Source organism: Paraburkholderia sp. MM6662-R1 (genome assembly GCF_050436245.1).
Lineage (GTDB): Bacteria > Pseudomonadota > Gammaproteobacteria > Burkholderiales > Burkholderiaceae > Paraburkholderia > Paraburkholderia tuberum.
Genome location: NZ_JBNDLV010000004.1, coordinates 401,756 through 424,367, shown reverse-complemented (window position 1 = coordinate 424,367; position 22,612 = coordinate 401,756). Strand labels below are relative to the sequence as shown.

Annotated in this window: 16 protein-coding genes and 4 pseudogenes; 9 read left to right on the top strand and 11 right to left on the bottom strand. The window is 62.4% G+C overall.

From position 1 onward, the window contains the following. Nucleotides 1-31 precede the first annotated feature (31 nt). Together OKW39_RS31710 and OKW39_RS31705 are read right to left on the bottom strand one after the other, a co-directional pair. Nucleotides 32-226: pseudogene (locus OKW39_RS31710) on the bottom strand (transcriptional regulator); the annotation flags it as partial. Between the two features lie 154 nt (nucleotides 227-380). Next, a complete protein-coding gene (locus OKW39_RS31705) occupies nucleotides 381-2,876 on the bottom strand; it encodes a filamentous hemagglutinin N-terminal domain-containing protein (protein WP_429564443.1) in 2,496 nt (831 codons plus the stop codon). A gap of 254 nt (nucleotides 2,877-3,130) precedes the next feature. Between OKW39_RS31705 and OKW39_RS31700 the strand changes: the two are divergent. Then, nucleotides 3,131-3,280: pseudogene (locus OKW39_RS31700) on the top strand (DDE-type integrase/transposase/recombinase); the annotation flags it as partial. Between the two features lie 292 nt (nucleotides 3,281-3,572). Here OKW39_RS31700 and OKW39_RS31695 read toward each other — a convergent pair. From OKW39_RS31695 to tcuA, 4 genes are all read right to left on the bottom strand, one after another. Then, nucleotides 3,573-5,000 carry a CoA transferase gene (locus tag OKW39_RS31695; RefSeq protein ID WP_090806806.1) on the bottom strand — a complete coding sequence of 476 codons (1,428 nt, stop codon included), beginning with the start codon at nucleotides 4,998-5,000 and terminating at the stop codon, nucleotides 3,573-3,575. Between the two features lie 19 nt (nucleotides 5,001-5,019). Continuing rightward, a complete protein-coding gene (locus OKW39_RS31690; RefSeq protein ID WP_429333596.1) occupies nucleotides 5,020-6,333 on the bottom strand; it encodes an MFS transporter in 1,314 nt (437 codons plus the stop codon). A 131-nt stretch (nucleotides 6,334-6,464) separates the two neighbouring features. Next, the gene (gene tcuB, locus OKW39_RS31685; protein WP_429364088.1) at nucleotides 6,465-7,634 is read right to left on the bottom strand and encodes a tricarballylate utilization 4Fe-4S protein TcuB; all 1,170 of its coding nucleotides are present in this window, start codon (nucleotides 7,632-7,634) and stop codon (nucleotides 6,465-6,467) included. Continuing rightward, complete coding sequence (gene tcuA / locus OKW39_RS31680) at nucleotides 7,621-9,024, bottom strand: FAD-dependent tricarballylate dehydrogenase TcuA (RefSeq protein WP_429564442.1); 1,404 nt, start codon at nucleotides 9,022-9,024, stop codon at nucleotides 7,621-7,623. The genes tcuB and tcuA overlap by 14 nt, the downstream gene beginning before the upstream one ends. Before the next feature lie 521 nt (nucleotides 9,025-9,545). Between tcuA and OKW39_RS31675 the strand changes: the two genes are divergently transcribed. Both OKW39_RS31675 and OKW39_RS31670 read left to right on the top strand, forming a co-directional pair. Further along, nucleotides 9,546-11,510, top strand: a complete 1,965-nt coding sequence (locus tag OKW39_RS31675) for an aconitate hydratase (RefSeq protein WP_429564441.1) — start codon at nucleotides 9,546-9,548, stop codon at nucleotides 11,508-11,510. Beyond that, nucleotides 11,507-11,875: a hypothetical protein gene (locus OKW39_RS31670; RefSeq protein WP_429333600.1), complete on the top strand. Its 369-nt coding sequence runs from the start codon at nucleotides 11,507-11,509 to the stop codon at nucleotides 11,873-11,875. Before OKW39_RS31675 ends, OKW39_RS31670 begins: the two co-directional genes overlap by 4 nt. A 33-nt stretch (nucleotides 11,876-11,908) precedes the next feature. Here the strand turns inward: OKW39_RS31670 and OKW39_RS31665 are convergent, their stop codons facing one another. From OKW39_RS31665 to OKW39_RS31650, 4 genes are all read right to left on the bottom strand, one after another. After that, complete coding sequence (locus OKW39_RS31665) at nucleotides 11,909-12,334, bottom strand: response regulator transcription factor (RefSeq protein WP_429333601.1); 426 nt, start codon at nucleotides 12,332-12,334, stop codon at nucleotides 11,909-11,911. Nucleotides 12,335-13,035: 701 nt separating this feature from the next. After that, nucleotides 13,036-14,826: an ATP-dependent zinc metalloprotease FtsH gene (gene ftsH / locus OKW39_RS31660; RefSeq protein WP_429333602.1), complete on the bottom strand. Its 1,791-nt coding sequence runs from the start codon at nucleotides 14,824-14,826 to the stop codon at nucleotides 13,036-13,038. A 295-nt stretch (nucleotides 14,827-15,121) separates the two neighbouring features. Continuing rightward, nucleotides 15,122-15,862 carry a DUF1614 domain-containing protein gene (locus tag OKW39_RS31655; protein ID WP_429333603.1) on the bottom strand — a complete coding sequence of 247 codons (741 nt, stop codon included), beginning with the start codon at nucleotides 15,860-15,862 and terminating at the stop codon, nucleotides 15,122-15,124. 133 nt (nucleotides 15,863-15,995) lie between these two features. Continuing rightward, nucleotides 15,996-16,451 carry a DDE-type integrase/transposase/recombinase gene (locus OKW39_RS31650; protein ID WP_090810181.1) on the bottom strand — a complete coding sequence of 152 codons (456 nt, stop codon included), beginning with the start codon at nucleotides 16,449-16,451 and terminating at the stop codon, nucleotides 15,996-15,998. Nucleotides 16,452-16,970: 519 nt separating this feature from the next. Here OKW39_RS31650 and OKW39_RS31645 point away from each other — a divergent pair. The 5 genes from OKW39_RS31645 (at nucleotide 16,971) to OKW39_RS31625 (ending at nucleotide 21,710) form a co-directional block, all read left to right on the top strand. Beyond that, entirely contained in the window at nucleotides 16,971-18,230 is a 1,260-nt protein-coding gene (locus OKW39_RS31645; RefSeq protein ID WP_143037205.1) for an ABC transporter substrate-binding protein, read from the top strand. 138 nt (nucleotides 18,231-18,368) lie between these two features. After that, nucleotides 18,369-19,127: an ABC transporter ATP-binding protein gene (locus OKW39_RS31640; RefSeq protein ID WP_090806789.1), complete on the top strand. Its 759-nt coding sequence runs from the start codon at nucleotides 18,369-18,371 to the stop codon at nucleotides 19,125-19,127. Further along, nucleotides 19,124-19,858: an ABC transporter ATP-binding protein gene (locus OKW39_RS31635; protein ID WP_090806787.1), complete on the top strand. Its 735-nt coding sequence runs from the start codon at nucleotides 19,124-19,126 to the stop codon at nucleotides 19,856-19,858. The genes OKW39_RS31640 and OKW39_RS31635 overlap by 4 nt, the downstream gene beginning before the upstream one ends. After that, entirely contained in the window at nucleotides 19,855-20,748 is an 894-nt protein-coding gene (locus OKW39_RS31630; protein ID WP_090806785.1) for a branched-chain amino acid ABC transporter permease, read from the top strand. Before OKW39_RS31635 ends, OKW39_RS31630 begins: the two co-directional genes overlap by 4 nt. Continuing rightward, on the top strand, nucleotides 20,745-21,710 hold the full coding sequence (locus OKW39_RS31625; RefSeq protein WP_429333606.1) for a branched-chain amino acid ABC transporter permease: 966 nt from the start codon (nucleotides 20,745-20,747) through the stop codon (nucleotides 21,708-21,710). Before OKW39_RS31630 ends, OKW39_RS31625 begins: the two co-directional genes overlap by 4 nt. Nucleotides 21,711-21,999: 289 nt before the next feature. Here OKW39_RS31625 and OKW39_RS31620 read toward each other — a convergent pair. Next, nucleotides 22,000-22,307 (bottom strand): annotated as a pseudogene (locus OKW39_RS31620) (DUF2182 domain-containing protein). A gap of 84 nt (nucleotides 22,308-22,391) precedes the next feature. Between OKW39_RS31620 and OKW39_RS31615 the strand changes: the two are divergent. Next, nucleotides 22,392-22,592 (top strand): annotated as a pseudogene (locus tag OKW39_RS31615) (integrase core domain-containing protein); the annotation flags it as partial. Nucleotides 22,593-22,612: the final 20 nt, after the last annotated feature.

Here is a 22,612-nt window from a genome sequence, read left to right as displayed (position 1 = left end):
GGAAAAGATGTCGACGACAGGTGAGTGTGGCTCACCTATGCGCTGCTACGTCGTCGTCCGCCGCCGCGTCCGCATGCGCGTCGAAGGTCGCCGCCTCGTCGACGAGCCAACGTTTGAAATCGGCGATCTCGGGCCGCCGGATCGCGCCGTCCGCATTCTCCGCGCTGACCAGCCAGTAGGCGGTAGTCGATGCGACGGTGGGCGCGCAGCCGGACGTCAGCTTCCCGCATCAGCGAACTCGCACTCCCGACCCCAACGAGACATCCGACCTTGGATTTGCAGTCGTCCGTTGCCAAGCGGGATCTGGCCATTCAGGAAACCGGTTCCGCGCACTGGCGATACCACGGCAACCGAGAGCCGCGTCGGAGTAATCGGCCCCCTCAAGGATCGAGTTGCCAACGCAGTACGGGATGGGTCGCGCCGGCCGGCAATGCCCAGACGCCGGTTGAACTGAAGTCGAACGTCGGGCCGAAGCTCGATGGCACGCTCATCTGCGCGGTGGTGAGTCCATTCGCGATCGGCACGGGGGTACCCGCGCCCACGCTGACCGTGGCTCCGGTTGTCTGCGTGTCCCAGAACACGTCGTTGGCGATCGTGCCGGTATTGCTGGTCGCAACACCGAGCGCGGGCGGCCCCAAGCCTGGGATAATTTCCTGGACGACGTTGCCCGTCGCGAAGGATTGCTCGATCGTGCCGGTGTTGCTTTGAACGAGCGCGGCGCTCCCCGAGCCAAAGCAGGGCTCGCCGCCGCCGCCACCGCAGTAGTCGGGCGTGAACGTAACGGTCCCGGTCGCATATGACTGCGTAATCAGACCGTCGTTCGTGCCTACCAGACCGCCGGCGCCTTGAGTGTGAGCAAAGGCATTCACGGTGCCCGGCCCAAACGGTGGCGGGATGTCCGGGCTTTGCGCTTCGTACGACTGCCGGATCACGCCGGTGCTGAAGTTGTATCCGACGAGGCCGCCCAACACGCCCTCGCTCACCATCGACGCGTCGCTGGACGAGCGTGTGATCGTGGCGTAATTCGAGCCCACCAGGCCGCCGCTCATCGAATCGATCGAGACGAAAGGGTTAGACAGCGAAAGGCTGCCACTCGTCTGGGCATGCACGATCAGGCCGTCGTTGACGCCGGCCAGGACGCCAAAGGAGCCATAGCCGCTGATGCTGACGAAGCCATTTACGCTGACGTTGCGAACGACGGCCGTCGCGCCGATCACACCGAACAGACCACTCGCTGCCGCGGGATTCGCCGGATCGCTTGTGGCGGGAACACTCTGCCTCGCATTCAGATTCGAGATCGTTTGGCCCATGCCGTCGAACTGTCCAGCGAACGGCGCGGCGCCTGTTCCGATCGGTACATAAAGACCTGCGCCGTAGCTTGGCGTGCTGATGTCGATGTCCTTGCCGAGCGCATAGTCGCCGGCAAGATCGAGCGATATATTTTCCAGATCCGCGAGCGAATTGACGAGCCGGTAGCCGGTAATCTGAGTGATCAGTCCGCTGTCGGACGGTGCCGTCCAGGCCGTGTTGGCAAGCAGCGTCCCCGGTGCGTAGGTGCCGTTCATGTCGTACAGCGCGCTGACCGTCCCGGTGCTTTTCGACCAGTCGATCGTGCCGCCGTTCGTCACGCTGCCGCCGTTATCGATGCCCGTCGCGTCCGCGCGCAGCGTGAGGTCACCAGAACCCGTGTCGCGGATCTTCGTGCCCGACGAAAGCGCGACGTTATGGTAAGCCGCGAGCGTCAGCGCCGACGCACCGTGCCAGTCGATATCGGATGCGATCAGCAGGTCTCCGGCCGCACCATTGGCGCCGATGGTCGTCAGGTCGACCGTGCTGCCCGCATTCAGGCTGCGCTCGAGCGCACGCGCGACTGAGGCGTCCACGGTGAGCGCTGGCGTCGCGATGTTCCATCGACCGGCGTACACGGCGGCGCCCCGCTGGAACGACAGTTGCGCTGCCTCGGTATCAACCGTGCCGCCGCTGCCGTCAGCGTTCTTCGCCACGATCGCGCCTTGTTGCGACACCATGCCGTCGTCCGCCACGAGCCACACGTGGCCGTCGCGGGTCGCCGTGCCCGTCGCACGGATGCGCGCGCCGCCGCCCGCGAGCGCGTACACGTTGCCGTCCGCGGCTTGCAGGCTGATCTGCGCGGCGCGCGTGATACCCGAATCAATCACATTGCCCGCGCTGCCCGCCTGGACGAATACCTGTTGGCCGCTCGACGAGTCCTGCAGCAGCACCTTCGATCCGGCCGCGAATTCCGCCGTGCCCTCAGGCGCATTGACAGTTCCCGCGTTGATCACGGTCCGGGCGAGCAGGAACACGTCGCCGCCACTGGAGCTGATCTTCCCGAGATTCACGACTACTGCGGCCGAGTTGCCCGACAGGGTAAGCGCGCCGCCGTTCATGAACGCGCAGTCGCATGTGTCCAGCGTGGATGCAACGAAGCGTCCGCCCGTCGCCACCACGCCGGATCGACCCACGACGATGCCTTGCGGATTGATCACGTAGACACTGCCCGTGGCACTGAGCATGCCGAGGATCGCTGAGAGCGAGCCACCCGTCACCCGGTTCAGGGTTGCGCCCGTGCCGTTGGCGAACGTGACGCTGTTGTGCCTGCCGATCGAGAAGCTGTTCCAGTCGATCACACCGCGTGTCGAACCGGGTTGCGTGATCACGAGGCTGTTGCCCGCGCCCGCTATCGTGCCAGTGCCAGCGACGTAATGGCCGCCCTGCGGCAGGCTGCCCGCCGCGAACGCCACGGGTGTCAGGCAGAGTCCCGTCAGCGAAATGCCGATAGCGAGCCAGAGGTGTCCGCGCGAGTGCTGTCGATTCCGTGCGCGTCCCGCGGACCGAGGTCGTTCCGGACGTGACATACAGCCCCCTTTCCCCATGCATGCGGAATGGCCGCCAACGACCCGCGGAGCCGACCGGAGACGCGTGAGTCGCCGTGTCTGAAGAATAGCAGTTGGCGTCGCGCATGCATGCCGATATCTCAGCGTCTGGCGCCTTCTTATGGGGGCTTTTGTGCCATCTGACGCGTGGCGAGACTTATGATGCGCGTCGATACGATCCGACGCCAAATTGCGTCAGGGCAACAAGAGCAGCGACTGCGTCTTCTACTGTGTCGGTCTCAAGGTATCTCAACAATCTGATCGAACAGGACCATCGCCACATCAAGTCCCGGACCAATGCCATGCTCGGCTTCAAGCGTTTCAGGAACGCCGCGATCACTCTGGCCGGCATTGAGTTGATGCATGGCATTAGCGAAGGCCAATTCAATCTCGCAAAGCTCGGCCTCAAAGATGCCACTGTACCCACCGTATGGAATGTGCCCACCGTATGGAATGCGGTCCTGTCTTATCAATTATCTGCGCCACGCAGGAAGTTTAAGCGCAAACGCCGGCAATCGGCGGCCCTGTGCCACTTAGCCAGGCTGTCCGCCGCAACCGGGTTGTATTGCGCCGGCCATCCGGAGCTCGTGCGCCGCCGCCTCGTCGATAAGGATGGGAGCCGCGAGGCTTAACGAATGGATCCCTACGACAGTTCATCGGCAGCGCATGCGCAAGACTTCAGGGCCAGCATGGGGGCGCGCTGCCTAATGCGCTAGCCGGCAAATCCCAGTGCACGTCGACGCCGGCGATCCGCCACGGCGCCGCAATGCGGCGAGCCGGCCCCCATGGAGTCGATTCGATCGCCGCGCTCGCGTCGGCTGCGGATTCCGAGGCGAGCGAGGTGTCGTCCCACGGTGCGTTGAAGTCGATGAGCAGTCTTGCGGTCCGGGCGAGCGAGAGTCGCGCGCGCGTCGCGATGCCGTGCTCGAGCCGGCGCTTCAGGCCGCGCAGCACCGCGGCCGCCACCAGATAGCCGGTGGCGTGGTCCAGCGCCTGCACCGGTAGCGGGACGGGCGAGGCGGATGCGCGCCAGCGCATTCCCGCGTCGGCGATGCCGCTGCTCATCTGCACCAGGCTATCGAAGCCGCGACGCATCCCCCAAGGTCCGCTCCAGCCGTAAGCATCGAGGCTGACGTCTACGAGCCCGCGCGCGAGGCGCTCGCGCGTGGCCGCGTCAAAGCCGAGCCGGTCGAGCGCGCCCGGGCGCAGGCCGTGCACGAGCACATCGGCGTCCGCCAGTAGCCCAGCAAACGTCGTATGTCCGGATAACGTTTTCAAGTCGAGCCGGGCGCAGCGCTTGCCGAGCGTGACGTCCGGCACGGCGCCGGGCTCGTCCCAGTCCGGGGGATCGATGCGCAAGACCGTCGCGCCCAGGCCCGCAAGAAAGCGCGTAGCCGTCGGCCCGGCGAGCACGCGCGTCACGTCGAGCACGCGCACGCCGTCAAGCGGTCGCTTGAGCGCGATGGGCCAGCCGGGCACGGTGCCAGTTGGCCCCTTGTCGTACGCGACGACCGGTTCGGCCGCTACCGCGCTGCCTTGTGGATGCGTACGCCACGCGTCGGCGTCGCGCATCTGCGCGGCACAACCGCCTGCATCGATGATCGCCTGTTCGAGGTCGGCGCCTTCCCATGTCGCGACGGCTGCGGCGGCCGCGTGGCGGTCGGCGACCGCGCCGAGCGTGCGACGCACGGCCGCCCGGTGATGAGCCGCGTTAGCATGCAGGCGGATCCAGCCATCGCGGGTCGGGTAGTCGCCCGTCAATGGATCGCGCAACGGGGGAACCTGCCAACCGTCCGGGCGCAGCGACGTCGCAAACCAGAACGAGGCAAGCCGCCGGTCGACTTCGACAGCCGCGGGTTGGCGGGTCTGAAAGGGGGATGAAGTGGGCTCGTCCGAGAGCGAGCGCGCGGCGTGCGGATGCGCATGCGCGAGCAGTTCGTCGACTGCGAGCGCCGCGGCGGCGACCGACGCGGCGGCGAAGTCGGTGACTGCGAACGCCGACGGCAGACTGCCGGTGCCGCGAAAGGCGAGTCGGTCGACATCGTCGGCCTGGCCGCCGAGCGCATTCCACAGGGTGCGGGTCAGGGCGAGCGAGGCAGACGACATCGCGTTGCTCCTTGCCGAATCAGAATTCGAGATCGACGCCCTTGGTTTCCGGCGTCGCGAGGATCGCCAGGATTGCCGCCACGGCGTAGACCATCACGAAGAGACCGATATAAATATAGGCTCGATGGATCCCGTACGCATGCAGGATCAGGCCGGCGATGATCGGAATGAGCCCCCCGCCGTAGACCTGCGACACCTGATAGGCGGCGCTCGCGCCCGACGCGCGGTAGCGCGTCGGGAAGTTCTCGGTATAGAAGGTCGGGATCGCGCCATATCCGAAGCCGAACACGAAGCCGAAGCCGATCACCTCGGCGAGCACCGCGAGCCAGAAGTTGCCGGTGTTGATCAGGTAGAAATAGGGGATCGCCCACACGAGGAAGACCACGGCCGAGATCAGCAGGATCGTGCGTCGGTTGATGATGTCCGCGAGCAGCGAGCCGATGATCATGAACACCAGCATCGAAGCGGCAGCGATGAGGCCGATCGTTTCCGCGAGTGTTCCGGCGAAGCCGACCGCTTTCATGTAGCTCGTGCCGAACACGAAGCTCAGGAAGAACGCGCCGCCGAACATCGCGTTCACGAGCGACGTGCGCAAGATGCGTAGCGGCATTTCCTTCCACACGCGAGCGGCCGGACTTTTGAGCGTTTCGGCGCCATGTTTGAAGCGCTCGAACACGAAGCTGTCCATGGTGCGGGTCCGGATCACGATGCCGACGATCGCCACCGCGAAGCCGACATAAAAGAAGATCCGCCAGCCCCAGGCGGTGAACTGCTCGGGCGACATCAGCGACTTGACCAGGATGACCGAGCCGAAGCCGAGGAGGAGGCCAAGCGGGATCGCGAATCCGACCCAGGCTCCCCAGAACGCGCGACGCTTGGACTTCGCCGCCTGCTCGACGACCCACGTCGCAGCGGTGCCGAATTCGGCGCCGAAGCTGATGCCCTGCACCAGGCGGAACAGGATCAGGAGGATGGGGGCGGCGGCGCCGATGCTGTCGTAAGTCGGCGTCAGTCCGATTAAAAGCGTGCTCACGCCCATCAGCAACAGCGCATAGACCATCGCGTCCCTGCGGCCTTTGCGATCGGCGATGTTCCCGAAGATGAACGCGCCTACGGGGCGGATCACGATGCCGAGTCCGTACACGCCGATCGCGGCCGCGATGGCGGCGAGATTGGGCAGCTTGAAGAAGATCTCGCCCCAGACGGTGGCGGCGATAATCCCCGTGACGAGGAAGTCGTACTGCTCGATGACCGACCCGATGATGCTGGCCAGCGCAACCTTGAAAATCTGCTGCTGCGAGGGCGCTGCTACACCTTTTTCGATTGTTGCCATTTTTTGTCTCCTTGCGCTCGTTAACCGTATCCTGGAGCGTGATGTGCGCCCCGTCGGAGTGTGGTCCGAATCATCCGCGTTTCTGCGTGCTTTTATTAATTAAAGCTATTCTCTGTCTGCAGTCTACTGCGTTAATCGTCGGCAAGGCTCAGGCAATTCGGCTGGCGGCGCTCGATCGCCCACTTGAGCAATGCTGCCGCGCGCAGCGGCCCATGCGCGAATTTTCCGTAAGGCATCGTCAGGAACAAGGCGATCACTGCGCCCAGATGAAGCGCGAGCAGCGTAGGCATCGCCGCGCTCGCGCGCCACGCGGCGAGCGCGAGTCCGCTCACGGCGATGAACAGCAGCATCGCAATGAAGCCGAGATCCATCGGTTTTTGTTGCGCATCGCCCTGCAGCGGGTGTCGGCGCAGATTCAGCCATCCGAGGCCGAGCGTGCCGGCCGTGATGCCGATGCCGCCCGCGATGCCCAGCAGCGCCGGCAGGCTCATGTACGCATACGGCGCTTCGAGACCGAGCAGGTAGTGATAGAGCGTGGCGACGCTCGTTGACAGGAAGCACAGCAGAAAGCCGTAGAAGGTGGTCTGATGGAAGTGTCGGCGGGCGAGCGAGAAGCGGTCGTCGTCGTTGTTGCAGCCGTCGCCGTGGCCGCCACCGAGATACTTGAGCGTGGCCACCGCCGCGCCGGCCTCGGCCGTTTCCGCGGCACTCGCCACGCCGGGCCCCATCTCGCGCCAGAAGCGCCGCACGCCGACGCCAAGCGCAACGACCGCGAACAGGAACACCGGCGCGAACACGCCGACCATCAGCCGGTGCGGGAATACATCGTAGAAGCTGCCTCCGGGCGCGGCGCGCCATAGGGTGCCGCGCAGCGCGAGCGCGAGAATCAGGAACAGCGCGAAGCCGGCGGCGAGCGCCAGCGAGACCACGAGCCCGTTGCGCTCGTAAAGTCTGCCGAAAGCGCTTGGCCACGCGTAAAGGCGGTACGTGCGCAGGCGCACGCGAGCCATCGCCTGAGGCACGTTCACCGCGAACTCATGCGGCGGCGCGTACTGGCACGCGTGCAGGCAGGCGCCGCAGTTGTGGCACAGGTTCGCGAGGTAATGCACGTCGGCGTTGCCGAACTCCAGACGCCGTGTCATCGCTGGAAATACCGCGCAAAAGCCTTCGCAATAGCGGCATGCATTGCAGATCTGCAGGATGCGCGCGACTTCGTTCTCCGCGGTGGCGGCGGGTGGGACGAACGACGAACCATCCGCCGCGGCCCGGGCATCGCGGATCAGGATCTCAAGCGGCTGCATCTGCGTGTTCCTGGCGTGCTGCGGCGGCCGCGTTGCTCCCCGCGATGCGGCCGAAGGCCGTTCCGATGCTCATGCCGACGCCCGCCGTGTAACCTTGGCCGAGCACGTTGCCCGCCATCATTTCGCCGGCCACGAACAGGTTCGGGCTGGGGACGCCGCCGAAGTGGACGGCGGCTGTCTGATCGGTCTTCAGACCGAGATAGGTGAAGGTGACGCCCGGCCGCAGCGCATAGCCGAAGAAGGGTGCGGTGTCGATCGGACGCGCCCAGTGTGTCTTGGCCGGCGTGAGGCTTTCGGTGTGGCAGTCGTCGAGCTGCGTGTGGTCGAACGTGCCGGGCCGGCACGCCGCGTTGTAGGTGTCGAGCGTCTGCATGAAGCGCGCATCCTCAAGGTCGAGCGCGCGGGCGAGTTCCCGCAGGCTGTTCGCCCGCGCGCCGGGAAACACGGGCGGCATGAAACGGCCGACGGCTTTTGCATCGATTATCGAATAGGCAATCTGGCCCGGTTGCTGCGCGACGAGCCGGCCCCAGATCGCATAGCGCTTTGGCCAGAAGTCCTCGCCTTCGTCGTAAAAGCGCACGGCCTCCCGGTTGACGACGATGCCGAGCGATACGCAATCGATGCGCGTGCAGATTCCCCCATCGTAGAGCGGCGCTCGCGCGTCGATCGCAACCATGTGAGCCTGCATCGGGTCGCCGATGCGGTCCGCGCCGGCGTCGAGCATGAAGCGCAGCAGCGTGCCGTTGTTGAAGCGCGAGCCGCGGATCAGGAAGTTGTCGGCCGGGTACTCGCCGCGCTCGTTCTGTCCCCACGCGGCGCGCAGCCACTCGCGGTTCGATTCGAAGCCGCCGGCTGCAAGCACGCAGCTGCGCGCCGCGATGCGTTCGTCGGCCACATAAGCCGCGACGAAGCGCGGGCCGTCGAGCTCGAGCCGGTCGACGGGCGCATCGTAGCGTATCTGTACGCCGAGCTGCCCGGCGCTGCGGTAGTACGCGTTGACGAGCGCCTTACCGCCGCCCATGAAAAACGCATTGGTGCGCGCCGTATGGAGCGCGCCCGACAGCGACGGCTGGAAACGCACGCCGTGACGGTGCATCCACGGACGGCAGCTCGACGAGGCCCGGATCACGAGGCGGGCGAGCGCTTCGTTCGTCTGCCCGCCCGTGACCTTCAACAGGTCCTGCCAGAACTCCTCTTCGGGATACTCGCCGACGAGCACGTCCTGAGGGGTATCGTGCATGCAGCGCAGATTGCGCGTGTGCTGTGAATTGCCGCCGCGCCATTCGCGCGGCGACGTTTCGACGAGCAGCACCGAAGCGCCCGCTTCGCGCGCCATCAGCGCCGCGCAGAGGGCGGCATTGCCGCCGCCGATTACAAGGACATCGACCATGTCAATTGCAACCAGAATATCCAACCAGGGTATCGATCGATTGGAAATAAGCACCAATCACGCCCGCGCTGTCCGATGAGCATTTCGATCTGGACGATCTCGTCGCATTATGCGCGCTAATGGACCTTGGCAGTTTCCGGAAGGCAACCAACACGGTGCATCTATCGCAACCGCACCCGACGTCTGCGATGCCATCGCCATCGACATGAATGCCTTTTCCAGGTGGTTCGCCTGCCGTTACAAATGCAGTGCGTCTCGACGGCGCGTCATGAACCGGTAGTGCGATAGTGCTCACAAGAAGCCGGTCATACCGGTGGTGATTTCCTTCGTGCTCGCCCTACACTTATACTTACGCGACAGTGGGTGAACTCGTCGCGTGGATTATCGGCTGTGGCCAGGATCGATCCAGCGGTCACGGCTGCTGCCACGCACATGAGCGCAGACATCTCCGCTCTCTGGCGAACCGGAGTCAACCATCGCCGGTACGATCCTGCCGTGAACCGGCTTCGGAGGATGGGGCCATGCGCATGAACCTTGCACGCAAGCTGATCCGGTCTCACCTGATCGAGGGCGACATGACGCCTGGCGCGGAGATCGGCATCTCGATTGACCAGACGCTGACGCAGGACGCGACCGGCACGCTCGTGATGCTGGAGCTCGAAGCCATGGGACTGGACCGGGCGAGGACCGAAGTCAGCGTGCAGTATGTGGACCATAACCTGATCCAGGAGGACTACCGCAATGCCGACGATCACCTCTTTCTGAAGAGCGCCGCGCAACGCTTCGGACTGTGGTACTCACGGCCCGGCAACGGGGTCAGCCATCCGTGTCATCAGGAGAACTTCGGCAAACCGGGCAGGACGCTGCTCGGCTCTGATAGTCACACGCCCGCCGCTGGCGCAATCGGCATGCTGGCCATCGGTGCGGGCGGACTCGAGGTCGCGCTGGCGATCGCAGGTGAGCCGTTCTTCACGCGCATGCCCGAGATCTGGGGCGTGAAACTGACGGGCCGGTTGCCCGACTGGGTAAGTGCGAAGGATGTGATCCTCGAGATGCTGCGCCGTCATGGGGTCGATGGCGGCGTCGGCAGGATCATCGAATACTACGGTCCAGGGCTTGATGGACTCAGCGCCATGGACCGGCATGTCATTGCAAACATGGGTGCCGAACTCGGTGCGACCACCACCGTTTTCCCCTCCGATCAGGAGGTCCGGCGCTTCCTGCGTGCGTGGGGACGGGAAGCCGACTGGACCGAACTGATAGCTGACCCTGGTGCGACCTATGATGTTCGTGACGAAATCGATCTCGGGCGGCTCGAGCCGCTGATCGCCATGCCGTCGAGCCCGGACAACGTGGTTCCCGTGCGCGAGGTCGCGGGCGAGCCGATCCATCAGGCTTACATCGGTTCATCCGCCAATCCCGGTTACCGCGACTTCGCGATAGCGGCAACCATGGTGCGTGGACGCGCCGTCCATGACCGTGTGTCGTTCGACGTGAATCCCACCTCGCGGGCACAGCTCGAAATGCTCGTGAGCGACGGCCATATCGTGAACCTGCTTCATGCCGGCGCGCGCCTGCATCAGGCCGGCTGCAACGGCTGCATCGGCATGGGTCAGGCACCCGCAACCAACGGGTTGTCGCTGCGCACCGTGCCGCGCAATTTCCCCGGCCGCTCGGGCACACCCGAAGACAGGGTGTGTCTCGTCAGCCCCGAAACCGCCACTGCGTCGGCCCTCACGGGTGAGATCACGGATCCGCGCACGCTCGGCATGCCGTATCCGCGCGTTGCCGATCCCGATCATCCGATCGTCCATCGCGAGATGTTCGACCCTCCGCTTTCCGCTGAAAAAGCGTTGCGGGTGACGCTGCTCAAAGGCCCGAATATCGCCCCACTGCCGGCGTTCGAATCGCTGCCCGACATGATCGAAATGCCGGTGATGCTGAAGGCGGGAGATAACGTCTCCACAGATGAAATCATGCCGGCCGGCGCGCGGGTGCTGCCGCTTCGCAGCAACATCCCGGAAATTGCGAATTTTGCGTTCGAGCGAATTGACCCTGCCTATGCGCGGCGTGCGAAGGAAACCGGTGATCATCTTGTTATTGGCGGATCCAACTACGGACAGGGTTCGAGTCGCGAACACGCGGCGCTGGCGCCACGCTTTCTCGGACTGCGCGTTGTACTGGCGAAAAGTTTCGCACGCATCCACGCGCAGAATCTCGTTAATTTTGGCGTGCTCGCGCTGGCATTTGACGATCCCGCCGACTATGACGACATTGCGGTCGGCGACGTGCTGCGGCTTGATGGCGTCCATGATGCGCTGACCAGGAGCCACGGACTGACCGTCAAGAACACAACGCGGGGCGGCACCTTCGAAGTTCATCACGCGATGTCGCCCCGGCAGGTCCAGTATGTACTGAGCGGGAGCCTCATCAACTGGATGAAGGAGCGTCTTGCGGGCCACGCGGGAACCACCAGTGCAACATGATCCGCTCCCGCTCGACGCCGCCGGCGTCGCCGGACTGTGCGCAGATCCTCGTGCTGCCGAATGATTTCGCCATCCGCATCGTCTCCTCACGCAACAGTCCTGTCGACGGTCCCCGTTACCGGCTGACCGTGCGCGCAATCCGGGGTACGCTGCAGGTCGTAGCTGCATGGAAAGCGCTCGGGCAATACGCCGCTGATGTTGAGCAGGTCCAGATCGGTATTGACAACCGTCACGGCTTCGAGGAGATCACCTTCACCTTCGGCGACATTTCGTCCGGAGCGCTCGTCCGGTTGGTGAGACGGCAGATCGCGCTGCCCTGGACGCTCGACGCCTATTTCTATTCCGACAACGACGCGACCGCCTGATCTGTACGCGCATATGCAAAAGCGGTGTGTGACCTATCGGCTCGCGTTCGTGTCGGACGAGACCTGCAACAGGAGCCCGCGGATGGCGTTGAGCAGGCAGACTGCCTGCACCGGCTTCAGAAGAAACACGTCCCACGGCCGCCCTGCCAAGGGCGGCGCAAGCGTGCCGGCGGCCATAACCAATAGAATTCCCGCTGTTGCGCGACTGCGCCGCAGGCGCCAGCACAGTTCCACACCATCGAGCCGGGGCATTTTCCAGTCCGTCACAACCAGCGCCGGTGATTCGATACCAGCCGCGGCTAGTGCCGCCTCCCCGTTCTGTGCGGTCAAAACGTGATAACCCTCCGGCTCCAGCAGGAACCGGAGGGCGGTCAGGATGTTGGGATCGTCACCGACAACAAGGATGGTGGACACCGCAGTATTACCGATAATGAGACTTTCAAATTGCTGAAACCGCAAGCATTTTTCATTCCAGCATGCCGCCCGTTGCCATCAAGCGGAGTTCGCTCTAGCCCGCCGTTCGCCAATCGCGAGCGGCGCGATGGCAAACGACTTCCGCTCCATCGGATCCGGACGTGGGCTGCCGCCGAATAACCCGCCGCAATCGCCGATAAGTCGGAATACTGGTAGATCGCTGTAGGGTCTATAACCAGTATCGGGAAGCGTGGGGAATGTTGACTCGAGCAGGTTTGGTGATCACGACCGGACGAAACCATAACCAGTCTCTGGGGTGTCCATTTAACCGGAGTTAGCGCTTTGCCTCTCCGGGCGGCTCAGGAAGGTCGCTCTAAGCTGGGCGGATATCCGCGTTGCCTCCGCCATCCTCTCGGATGACCACAGGATGGGCTGACGAAGCCGCAAGGCCATCGCAGCCATTCCAGTCCAGCAGCCTGCATCAGTCGGGAACCAAGCCTGATACTCCCAAGGAACCTAGGGTATTGGGTGCTGGCGTGGGACCTTCCATTGCCCCTGTCTACGCTCAACTCCGGTTAAATGGACACCCCAGACCAGTCTTTTCGAGCCCGATGGAGGCTCTGATAATCATATAGCCGTCCTACCGGAACGGCGCGAGGCCGGCTATATGATTATCAAAGCCGTCGCCAAGTCTGCGGCGTGGGCAATATCAGCGGTAAACAAGATCGGCGCAGATGTGGATGATACTAACCAATGCGAGGTAACTCGTCCGGCAGCAAAGTCTCCTTTTCGAGAAGAAGTTTTGCCCCTTCGTCTAACTGCTTTCGGTGCGTTCTCAGGATTTCCATTGCGGCGTTCGCTGCATCCCGCACCAGGGCGCGCACGGCGCAGTCGATTTCCCGTGCGGTCTCCTCGCTATACTCGCGGGTGACCGAAGCCGGATCGCCAAGGAAGGCGTTGGGTTGCGATTCATAGGCCATTTGTCCCAAATCTTCGGACATGCCGAAGCGCGTGACCATCATCCGGGCGATATGCGTCGCTTTTGCCAAATCATCCGCCGCTCCGGAGGATATCTCATCGAAGACAAGCGCCTCGGCTGAGCGGCCGCCAAGAAGCACGGCCATCTTCCCCCTGAGCTCGGTACGGCTCATCAGGAAGCGATCGTCGGTCGGGCGTTGCATTGTATAGCCCAGAGCGCCGATGCCGTGCGGCACGATTGATATCTTCTGAACCGGATCTGCGCCGGGCGTGACCAACGCCACCAGAGCGTGCCCCATCTCATGGAACGCGACGATCTCCCGCTCCTTTGGAATAAGTAAGCGGCTCTTCCGCTCCAACCCTGCGACGATTCGCTCGATCGCAACGGTGAAATCCGTGATGTCAACGGATTGAGCATCACGCTTTGTCGCCTGGAGAGCTGCTTCATTCACCAGATTTGCCAAATCGGCACCGGAGAATCCTGGCGTAAGCGCCGCGATCTGCTCAGGTTCGATATCCTTTCCTGCTCGTATTCCCTTCAGGTATATCTTGAGAATAGCAATACGCCCGGCCTTGTCTGGTCGATCTACAAGAACCTGGCGATCAAACCGTCCCGCGCGTAGAAGGGCAGGGTCGAGAACTTCCGGCCGGTTTGTCGCGGCCAGCAGCACGATGCCTGTTTGAGGGTCGAAGCCATCCAACTCCATCAAGAGTTGATTGAGTGTCTGCTCCTTCTCGTCGTGCCCTCCCAAGGATCCGATGCCGCGCGCTCGCCCCAGTGCGTCGAGTTCGTCGATGAAGATGATGCATGGCGCGACTTTGCGGGCTTGCTCGAACAAATCGCGGACGCGTGCTGCTCCAACTCCTACAAACATTTCAACAAATTCCGATCCGCTGATCGAAAAAAATGGGACGCCCGCTTCACCAGCAACTGCGCGGGCGAGCAATGTTTTTCCTGTTCCCGGCGGGCCGACCAGCAGCACACCTTTCGGGATGCGGGCACCGAGACGGCCATGATGCTGCGGCCTCTTCAGGAAATTGACGATCTCGATCAATTCGTCTTTTGCTTCATCGACTCCCGCTACATCCTCGAACGTAACCTTGGTGTCCTTTTCGACAAAGATCCTGGCTTTACTCTTGCCGATTGTCATGAGCCCGCTCATGCCGCCTTGTTCGGCAAGACGCCGGGCCGCGAACATCCATATGCCGACAAAAAATACCGCAGGCAGCACCCACGACAAAATATCACTAACCAGGTGGTTATCCACCACACCGGTCACCTTCACGTTGTACTTGTCCAGCAGGGCGTAGACGTCAGGCCGGACCAGCACGGTCGAATATAACTGGCGCCCATCGGCCAGCGGTTTTGACAGCTTGCCGTCAAGGAGATTGCCACGCACGTTGACGGCTTCTATTTTTCCGTCCTTCAGAAGCTGCTCGAACTGGCTAAAAGGGATCGTCTCGACTTGCTGTCGGGCGACCCACCAACTCTGGAACAGCAGAATGGCGATGACTGCGGCAATTGTGTAACCGATATTGAAGTGCGTCTGCTTGTCCACCGTCGCCTCCGTATCAACAGCTGCCGTTTGCGTTGTTTTTGAGGGGCACCTCTGCAGCGCGACAGGACGCGCATTCGGGGCCACTTTACGCCCTAGCGGTCGGCGCTACCTGTGCAGACCACCTTATACTGGCTACCGGCCCTCCCAGCACGTCAAGATATCGAAGACAAGCCTCGCTCGCGTCGCTGGCTTCGCCCATACTCAGGACGTAGAGGGATCGGATATCCGCCCGTGCGGTCAGGCCTTTCGAAAAAAAACGGCTCTGGACTTGCTGTCTCGCAACTGGGCGGCGCCATCACGGAGCTTTCTTGCCTTCGGAGCCATGTCCCACGCGACGCAGCGGCCGCGTAAGGCTGGCGAAAAGCACCGCAAGGATACCGGTCAGAAATATTCCGTCGAACGTCCCCGCTCCGCCGATCGAGGCTATTGGCGCAGCAAGACCCTGAATGCGTCCCAGATTGAGCAGATCCGCACCAATGAGTGTGCCCAGGCTTCCGCTGATATAGGCGAGCGGAGCAGCGAGGTTGGGCGAGAGCAGAAGCGCGACCACGGCAGCAGTCATCACGGGAACGAAGACTGGCAATGCGATACCGAATCCAGGGATGGGATGGGCCAACGGGTGGCACACTGCAGCGACGAGGGCAATCGCGACGGGACCCCGGAGCCACAGGTGATGTCTGAAAAGCAAATAGAGCGACATCAAACCCGGAATGAGCGCTCCGCCGACATTTACCGCTATGACCGTCCCGGGCCATTCGACGACCACTGGCACTACGTAGTGCATCCCGAAGAAAACGATCTCTTGCCCGGACCGTACTTCCTGCGCCGGCAACTCGGCTAGCGGGATGTTGAAATAGCTGCCTGCCAGCATTCCGAGGAGCAGAAGCAGGGCGGCGCCGAAGCTTATACCGAGGCGCATGGATACGTAGTGCAACGCCCCGATCCGAAGAAGGCCCACGAGGAGGAGAAATATCCCCACCAGCATCGAAAAGAATGGAAGCGGAAGAGGGAAATAGTGGAGATGGCTTAACTGCATGGGCGATTGTCCTCTTTTACAGCATAGAGGACGTCTGCAGCGGCCGGTTAGTTCGCGTTTTTACCTACTTCGAACGTTGGGCTTTGTCACGTTGCCGATCACCGGACGAATCGTGTTCAGGCGAAACAGTCGCTCAGAAAACAGCAGACGGATTCTGGGTGAGACCGGTGAAAAGACGCCAGGCTTCAAACCGGGTCGCAAGCTGCTTTCGATAAAGCGAAGCGCGCAGCAGATGACGCTTGAGCGCGAAGTGTTGTCGGATCGGACCGAAGCACGACAGGAACGCCTGCGTGCGCCCGGGCAGGCGGAAACCACGCATACGTCGCTCGCGTTCACGCGTGGGCTGATGGCTGTTCTCTGCACCGTTGTTGACGCGAGCGGCCGCCTTGACGAACACATGCTTCACGTTCGCCAGCTCCGGGATTTCGGTCTTTGCTGCGGGGTAACTGGGCAACTGGTCAGTGACGATCTTCTTCGGCACCTCGGGACAGCGCAGGCTGAGCTGGAACCTGAAATACCAGTGTACCGCGTGGCTGATGACTGACGCCGGGAACCGGTGACCGTGATACAGCGATTTCGTTTTCTTCACCACTTCTTCTTAACTGACCGCAGCGCCAACGTGACAAAGCCGTTCGAAGCAGCACCACAAAAAAGAGCCTGACGCAGAGGGTAATCTGCCGGCGATTATATGCTGAAGCTTTCCCCCTGAAAGCCAAGTCTGGTGGGGGTTTGGGGGAATATTTTCTGCTTTCGGTGGACGGGCAGAAAAAATGGTCAAATCCCAACGATCGGGAATTTATTCGTGGTGGACAACTCAAATACAAAAGGAACGTAAGGTCGCGGCTTCCCGACCTGTTCACGATCCCAAGCCACGTACGCACGTCCATGACAAACCAGACGAAGCAGGCGGACAAACCGTGCGCAATCCATTTCCCTTGATCGGGGCCCACCGTCGCGCATGAGATAAGCAATTCCACAACTGCGTCGGGCGCGCATCGCGCCGTACAACCATACGTCAATGCGCCTCGTCCGGTTTCATCCTTGGCAGTTAACAATGCGATGGCTGACTTTCTCGGTAACCGAAGGTTAAAGAACGGAGGAATTCGCCGTGTCAAAGCAACTTTTGTTTGTCAGTGCTGCGTGCGTTTGCATCTTGACCTGCGGCCAGGCTCATGCAGCCTGCACCACCACAATCGGCAGTGTGATGGCGTTGACCGGATCGCTGGGCGTGCTCGGCCAGCAGATTGCCAAAGGCGTGCAGCTGGCTGTGTCGGATCTCAACGCGGCCGGCGGTGCCAACGGCTGCACTGTGGATCTGGCTCTGCTGGATGACCAGACCGCACCCTCCGTTGGAGTGGATGCAGCCAAGAAGCTGGTCGACGTGCAGCATGTGCCGGCCATCGTCGGCGCGCTTTCGAGCGGTGTCAGCGGAGCCATCCTGACCGCCGTGGCTGTGCCGGGCAAGGTCGTGCTGATTTCTCCCGCCTCCACCTCGCCGACCTTCACCCAGCTCGCGAAGGACGGCAAGACAGACGGCTACTGGTTCCGGACGGCACCCTCGGATGCGCTGCAAGGCGTAGCGATAGCTAAGGTTGCACTCGATGCCGGGATAAAGAAGGTTGCTGTGCTTTATCTGAACAATGCCTACGGGCAGGGGCTCAGCTCCGAGTTCGCCAACGCGTTCACGAAGCTCGGGGGCGCGGTCACGCAAAACGTCGTCTACAACCCGAGCCAGGCCTCCTATCGCGCGGAAGTCAGCAAGGCAATGGATCCAGCACCTGATGCGCTGTTCCTGATCGGCTATCCGGGCGACGGCACGACCATCGCGCGCGAATGGATTTCAGCCGGAGGTCCGCAGAACTTCCTTCTGCCCGACGGGCTGGAATCCCAGGATTTCGTCAATGACGTGGGCACGCAGTACATGAAGCATGTACACGGCACGGCGGCCGGCTCGGAGACGACGCCTTCGCTTGCGACCTTCAAGCAGGAGTTCCAGACCAAGTTCGGCGAATTACCTACGCAAGCCTATATCCCCAACGCTTATGACGCGACGGTCATCATCGGCCTCGCCATCGACTACGCGAAGCGTGCCGACGGCATGGCCATCCGCGACGCCATCCCCAAGGTGACCGATCCTCACGGCAAGAAAGTCTATGCCGGTGCGGCCGAGCTCAAGAAGGCGGAAAAGATGCTCGCGCAACACGAGGTGATCCAGTATGTGGGCGCATCGGGGCCGCTGCAGTTTGACCGGTACGGAGACATCAACGCCCCCATGGTGGTCTGGTCTGTGGACAGCGGCGGAAAAGTCAAGCCGACGGGCATGGTCACGGTGAATCAGATCAAGGAGCTACGCAGCAAGATCCAGTAGCGGCACCAGGTTTCGAACAAAAGAGCCTGCTGCAAGGCTTGACGCCGATCAAACCGCGATTCCTCAAGGCGGTAACGCACCGTACCCCTCGAGGCATTCGCGGCTGGGCGGCGGCGTTTCGGGAAGGACACTGCGCGAATGCTGGAAGTCAAACAGCTCGTCAAGGAGTTTGGAGGATTGCGTGCGGTCGACGGCGTGTCCTTCACCTTGCGCGCTAACACCATCACCGGCTTGATCGGGCCGAACGGCGCTGGCAAGACCACGCTTTTCAACACCATTGCCGGCGTGCATCGGCCGACGTCGGGCGACATTTCGTTCCTCGGCCGGCGCATCGACGGCCTGGCGCCCCACAGGATCTTCCACGAAGGACTGGTACGGACGTTTCAGATTCCCCGCCCGTTTGCCGAAATGACCGTGCTCGAGAATTGTATGCTCGTGCCGCCCCGCCAGGCCGGCGAGCGCTTCTGGAACAACTGGTTCAGCCGCCCGCAGGTGCGCGCCGAAGAACGTGCCTGCCGCGACCGCGCTCAGGAAGTATTAGCCTTCGTCGGCCTCTCACCGCTAGCGGGCGAATACGCCAAAAATCTCTCCGGCGGCCAGCAGAAGCTTCTCGAACTGGCCCGCGTGCTGATGGCGGACCCCAAGCTCGTCCTGCTCGATGAACCTGGGGCCGGGGTCAATCCGACTTTGCTCGTTACCATCATGGACAAGCTGCATGAACTCAATGCCCGGGGCATTACGTTCCTTATCATCGAGCACAACATGGACCTGATCATGACGTTGTGTGATCCGATCCTCGTGATGGCACAAGGCAAGCTGATCCTGGAAGGGTCGCCGACGACGGTGCGAAGCGACCCGGGCGTCCTCGATGCCTACCTCGGCGGGGTTCCGGAATGAACGCCCCGGCGCTCTACGCGCATGAGCTGGTGGCCGGCTATGTGCCAGGCGTGGACATTCTGCGCGGCGTGGAGCTCATGGTCGGACGCGGTGAAATCGTCACGGTGCTCGGTCCCAACGGCGCGGGCAAGTCCACGCTGATCAAGGCGATTGCCGGCTTGGTGGCGGTGCGCTCGGGCACAGTGCAACTGTTCGGGGATGACATCGGGGGCGTGGCCGCGCACCATATGGTGGAGCGGGGCCTGGCCTACGTGCCGCAAACCAACAACATCTTCAGCCGGCTCAGCATCGAGGAAAACCTCGAAATGGGCGCATACATTCAAGGCAACCGAGCCGACATCCGGCGCGGCATCGAACAGATGTTCGAGCTGTTTCCGCGGCTTCGGGAAAGACGCAGGCAAGCTGCCGGCATGCTCTCGGGCGGCGAACGGCAGATGGTGGCGGTCGCGCGTGCGTTGATGGCAAATCCCAAGGTGCTGATGCTGGACGAACCCTCGGCGGGACTGTCGCCGAAACTGGTGGGCGTCGTATTCGGCAAGGTGCGGGAGGTGCGCGACCTGGGGGTCACCATTCTGGTGGTCGAGCAAAACGCCAAGGCCGCCCTGGCGATCTCCGACCGGGGTTACGTGCTGGCCGAGGGTCGAGATCAGATGACGGGCCCCGCCAGTGAACTGCTCGCGAACCCCGAAGTGGGTCAGCTGTATCTGGGCGTTCGGCGAGGTCTGTCATGATCGCGCAATACGTCGCCGACGGGGTCATTCTTGGATCGACTCTGGCCTTGGGAGCCATTGGCCTCACGCTGACCTACAACATTCTGCGTTTCGCCAACTTCGCCCACGGCGAATTCCTCACCTTCGGCGCCTACTTCGCGCTGTTGCTGACTGCGCTCTTTGGGACCGGAACCGCGCTGGGTCCGGTAACCTTCGGCGGACCCTTCCTGCTGGCGATCGTGGTCGCCGGCATCTTGACCTCCGGAGTGGCGCTAGTACTCGACTGGCTGCTCTACCGGCTGCTACGAAAAAGCGAAGTGGCGGTCACGCTGGTGATTGCATCGTTTGGTGCATCGCTGATGTTACGCAACCTTGTGGTCTTCATCTGGGGCCCCCAGCCCGAGTACTACTCGCGCAGCATCGCCATCGCCAGGGAAATTCTTCCCGGCGTGCGACTGACCGCCGACGAGGTCTTCGTCGTTGCGCTGACGCTCGCCCTGATGATCGCGCTACATCTCTTCCTGACGCGCACCCGGCTGGGCAAGGCCATGCGCGCCGTGTCGGATAACCCCGCATTGGCGAGCGTCACCGGCATCGACGTGCAGGGCATCATTCGCTGGACCTGGGTGGTAGGTGGCAGCCTGGCGGCGATCGCCGGCGTGCTGTACGGCCTGACCGTGCAAATCTCCCCGGAGATGGGCTTCAATCTCATCCTGCCGATGTTTGCCGCCGCCATCCTCGGCGGCGTGGGCAGCATTTACGGCGCGGTGCTGGGGGGGCTGATAATCGGCCTTGCCGAATCCATGTCGGTGCCGATCCTCGGGTCGGCATACGAGCCGGCGGTCGGGTTCTTCCTGATGTTTCTGATCCTCCTCGTCTATCCCAAGGGGATTCTGGGAGAGCGTTCATGAGCGGGATGATCTCCTATCTGGTTTTCTTCCTCATCCAGGCATCGATTTTTGCCGTGGTCTGCCTGGGACTGAATCTGCAATGGGGTTACACCGGACTCTTCAACATCGGCATATCCGGATTCTTTCTGATGGGAGCGTATGCTTTCGCCATCTTGTGCGGACCGCCCTACGACACACATCTCGGCGGCTTCGGCCTGCCGTATTTCGTCGGTCTGGCCGGCGCCCTGTGCGCCGCTGCCGTGGTCGGCTTCATCGTCGGGATTCCCACCCTGCGGCTGCGTGAAGACTATCTGGCGATCGTGACGATCGGCATCGGCTCCATCCTGCAACTGATTTCGTTGAACGCTTCCTCCTTGACGGGCGGGAGCCGGGGAGCCAGCAGTATTCCAAGACTGCTGCCCGGATTGTTCCAGTCCGTGTTGGGTGTCAACCTGCTAATGCTCGGGTTCATGGCCGTACTGGTCCTGATCATCTACCGGGCTCTCGAAGCCATGGTGCGCTCCCCCTGGGGCCGGGTTCTCAAGGCCATCCGGGAAGACGACACCGCCGCTTCGTCGCTCGGCAAGAATCCCTTCCTCTTTCGACTACAGTCTTTCGTGATTGGCTCCGCCCTCATGGGTTTGGGCGGTGCTCTTTACGCCAGCTTCATTGGCTTCATCAGTCCGGAAGACTTCTTGCCCGTCTTCACGTTCCAGATATGGACCATGCTGATCGTCGGCGGTAGCGGCAATAACAAAGGGGCAATCCTGGGCGCCGTACTGATGTGGGCCGTCTGGACACTGAGCGGCAGCGCGGCTCAGGCCGCACTGCCGGTCCACCTGCAGGTCAAGGGCGGGGCCGCGCAGGTCATGCTGATCGGGCTCGTGCTCATGCTGACACTCATCTTCAGGCCGCGCGGCCTGGTCGGAGAGGAAGCGACGGTATCTCGAGAGGCGCACGTGCTCCCGCGCAAACCGGAGTAGCGCGTATTCGCAGCGCGAAAGCCGATGACGGAAACGAGGTAGCCGCGCTTCAGGAGTCGCACGATTGAACCCGCTGGACCGCAGGTCTTCATGGAGAGTCATCGATACTCAAAGGGAGGTATCGGCCGATCGTAAGTGACACCACGCCGAGCATTCGAGCAACGAGCCGGCGCACCAAACGAGTTCCTGTGTCAGCGGCCATTCGAAGCGCTGTCGCTTCGGCGGCGGGTTATGATGCGTAGCGGACATCTTCGGATGGGGTAGTCACTCGGCTGTTCGTGTCGCGACCTCACCCCGTTGTTGCAACTGCGACACCGCAGCCAACCAGCAGCAACCCCTGCGCAAAAGGAAGCCATCGCGCTTGCGGCAGCATTTTTTCGAGCATCACGTAGATCGACAGAGCGGCAACCCAAAGCACGTTCATGACGCCAAACACGAAGAGCAACGCCATGAGCGCCCCGCAACAGCCGACGCAATAGGCCCCATGCCGGAGAACCCCATGATCCAGGCACCGAGGCTGCCGTCGCGCCATTCGGTCAGAAGAAAACCGAGGGGGGAAGCACACTTGCTAAGGCACGCATGCTTTAAAGGTGTCAGCTGGAAGACTCCAGCAATGACCAGGAGAGCGCCCCCAAGCAGCGGGGTTGCGCGCCGGGCAGATCGAGCACCTGGATGTGGCGGCCCCCAAGCAATGGGATGGCCGAGAGCTTCGTCAAAACGATGAAGCGCGATTACGTTTCGTGGATGCCCAAGCCTGACGCGAGAACTGCGCTGCAGAACTTGGCCATTGCGTTCGACCACTACAACGAGTCCCATCCGCACAGCGCCCTGAAATACCGGTCGCCACGCGAGTTTCGCCGGCGAACAAATTCTCCAACCTAAGCGTGACCGCGTGTCCGGTC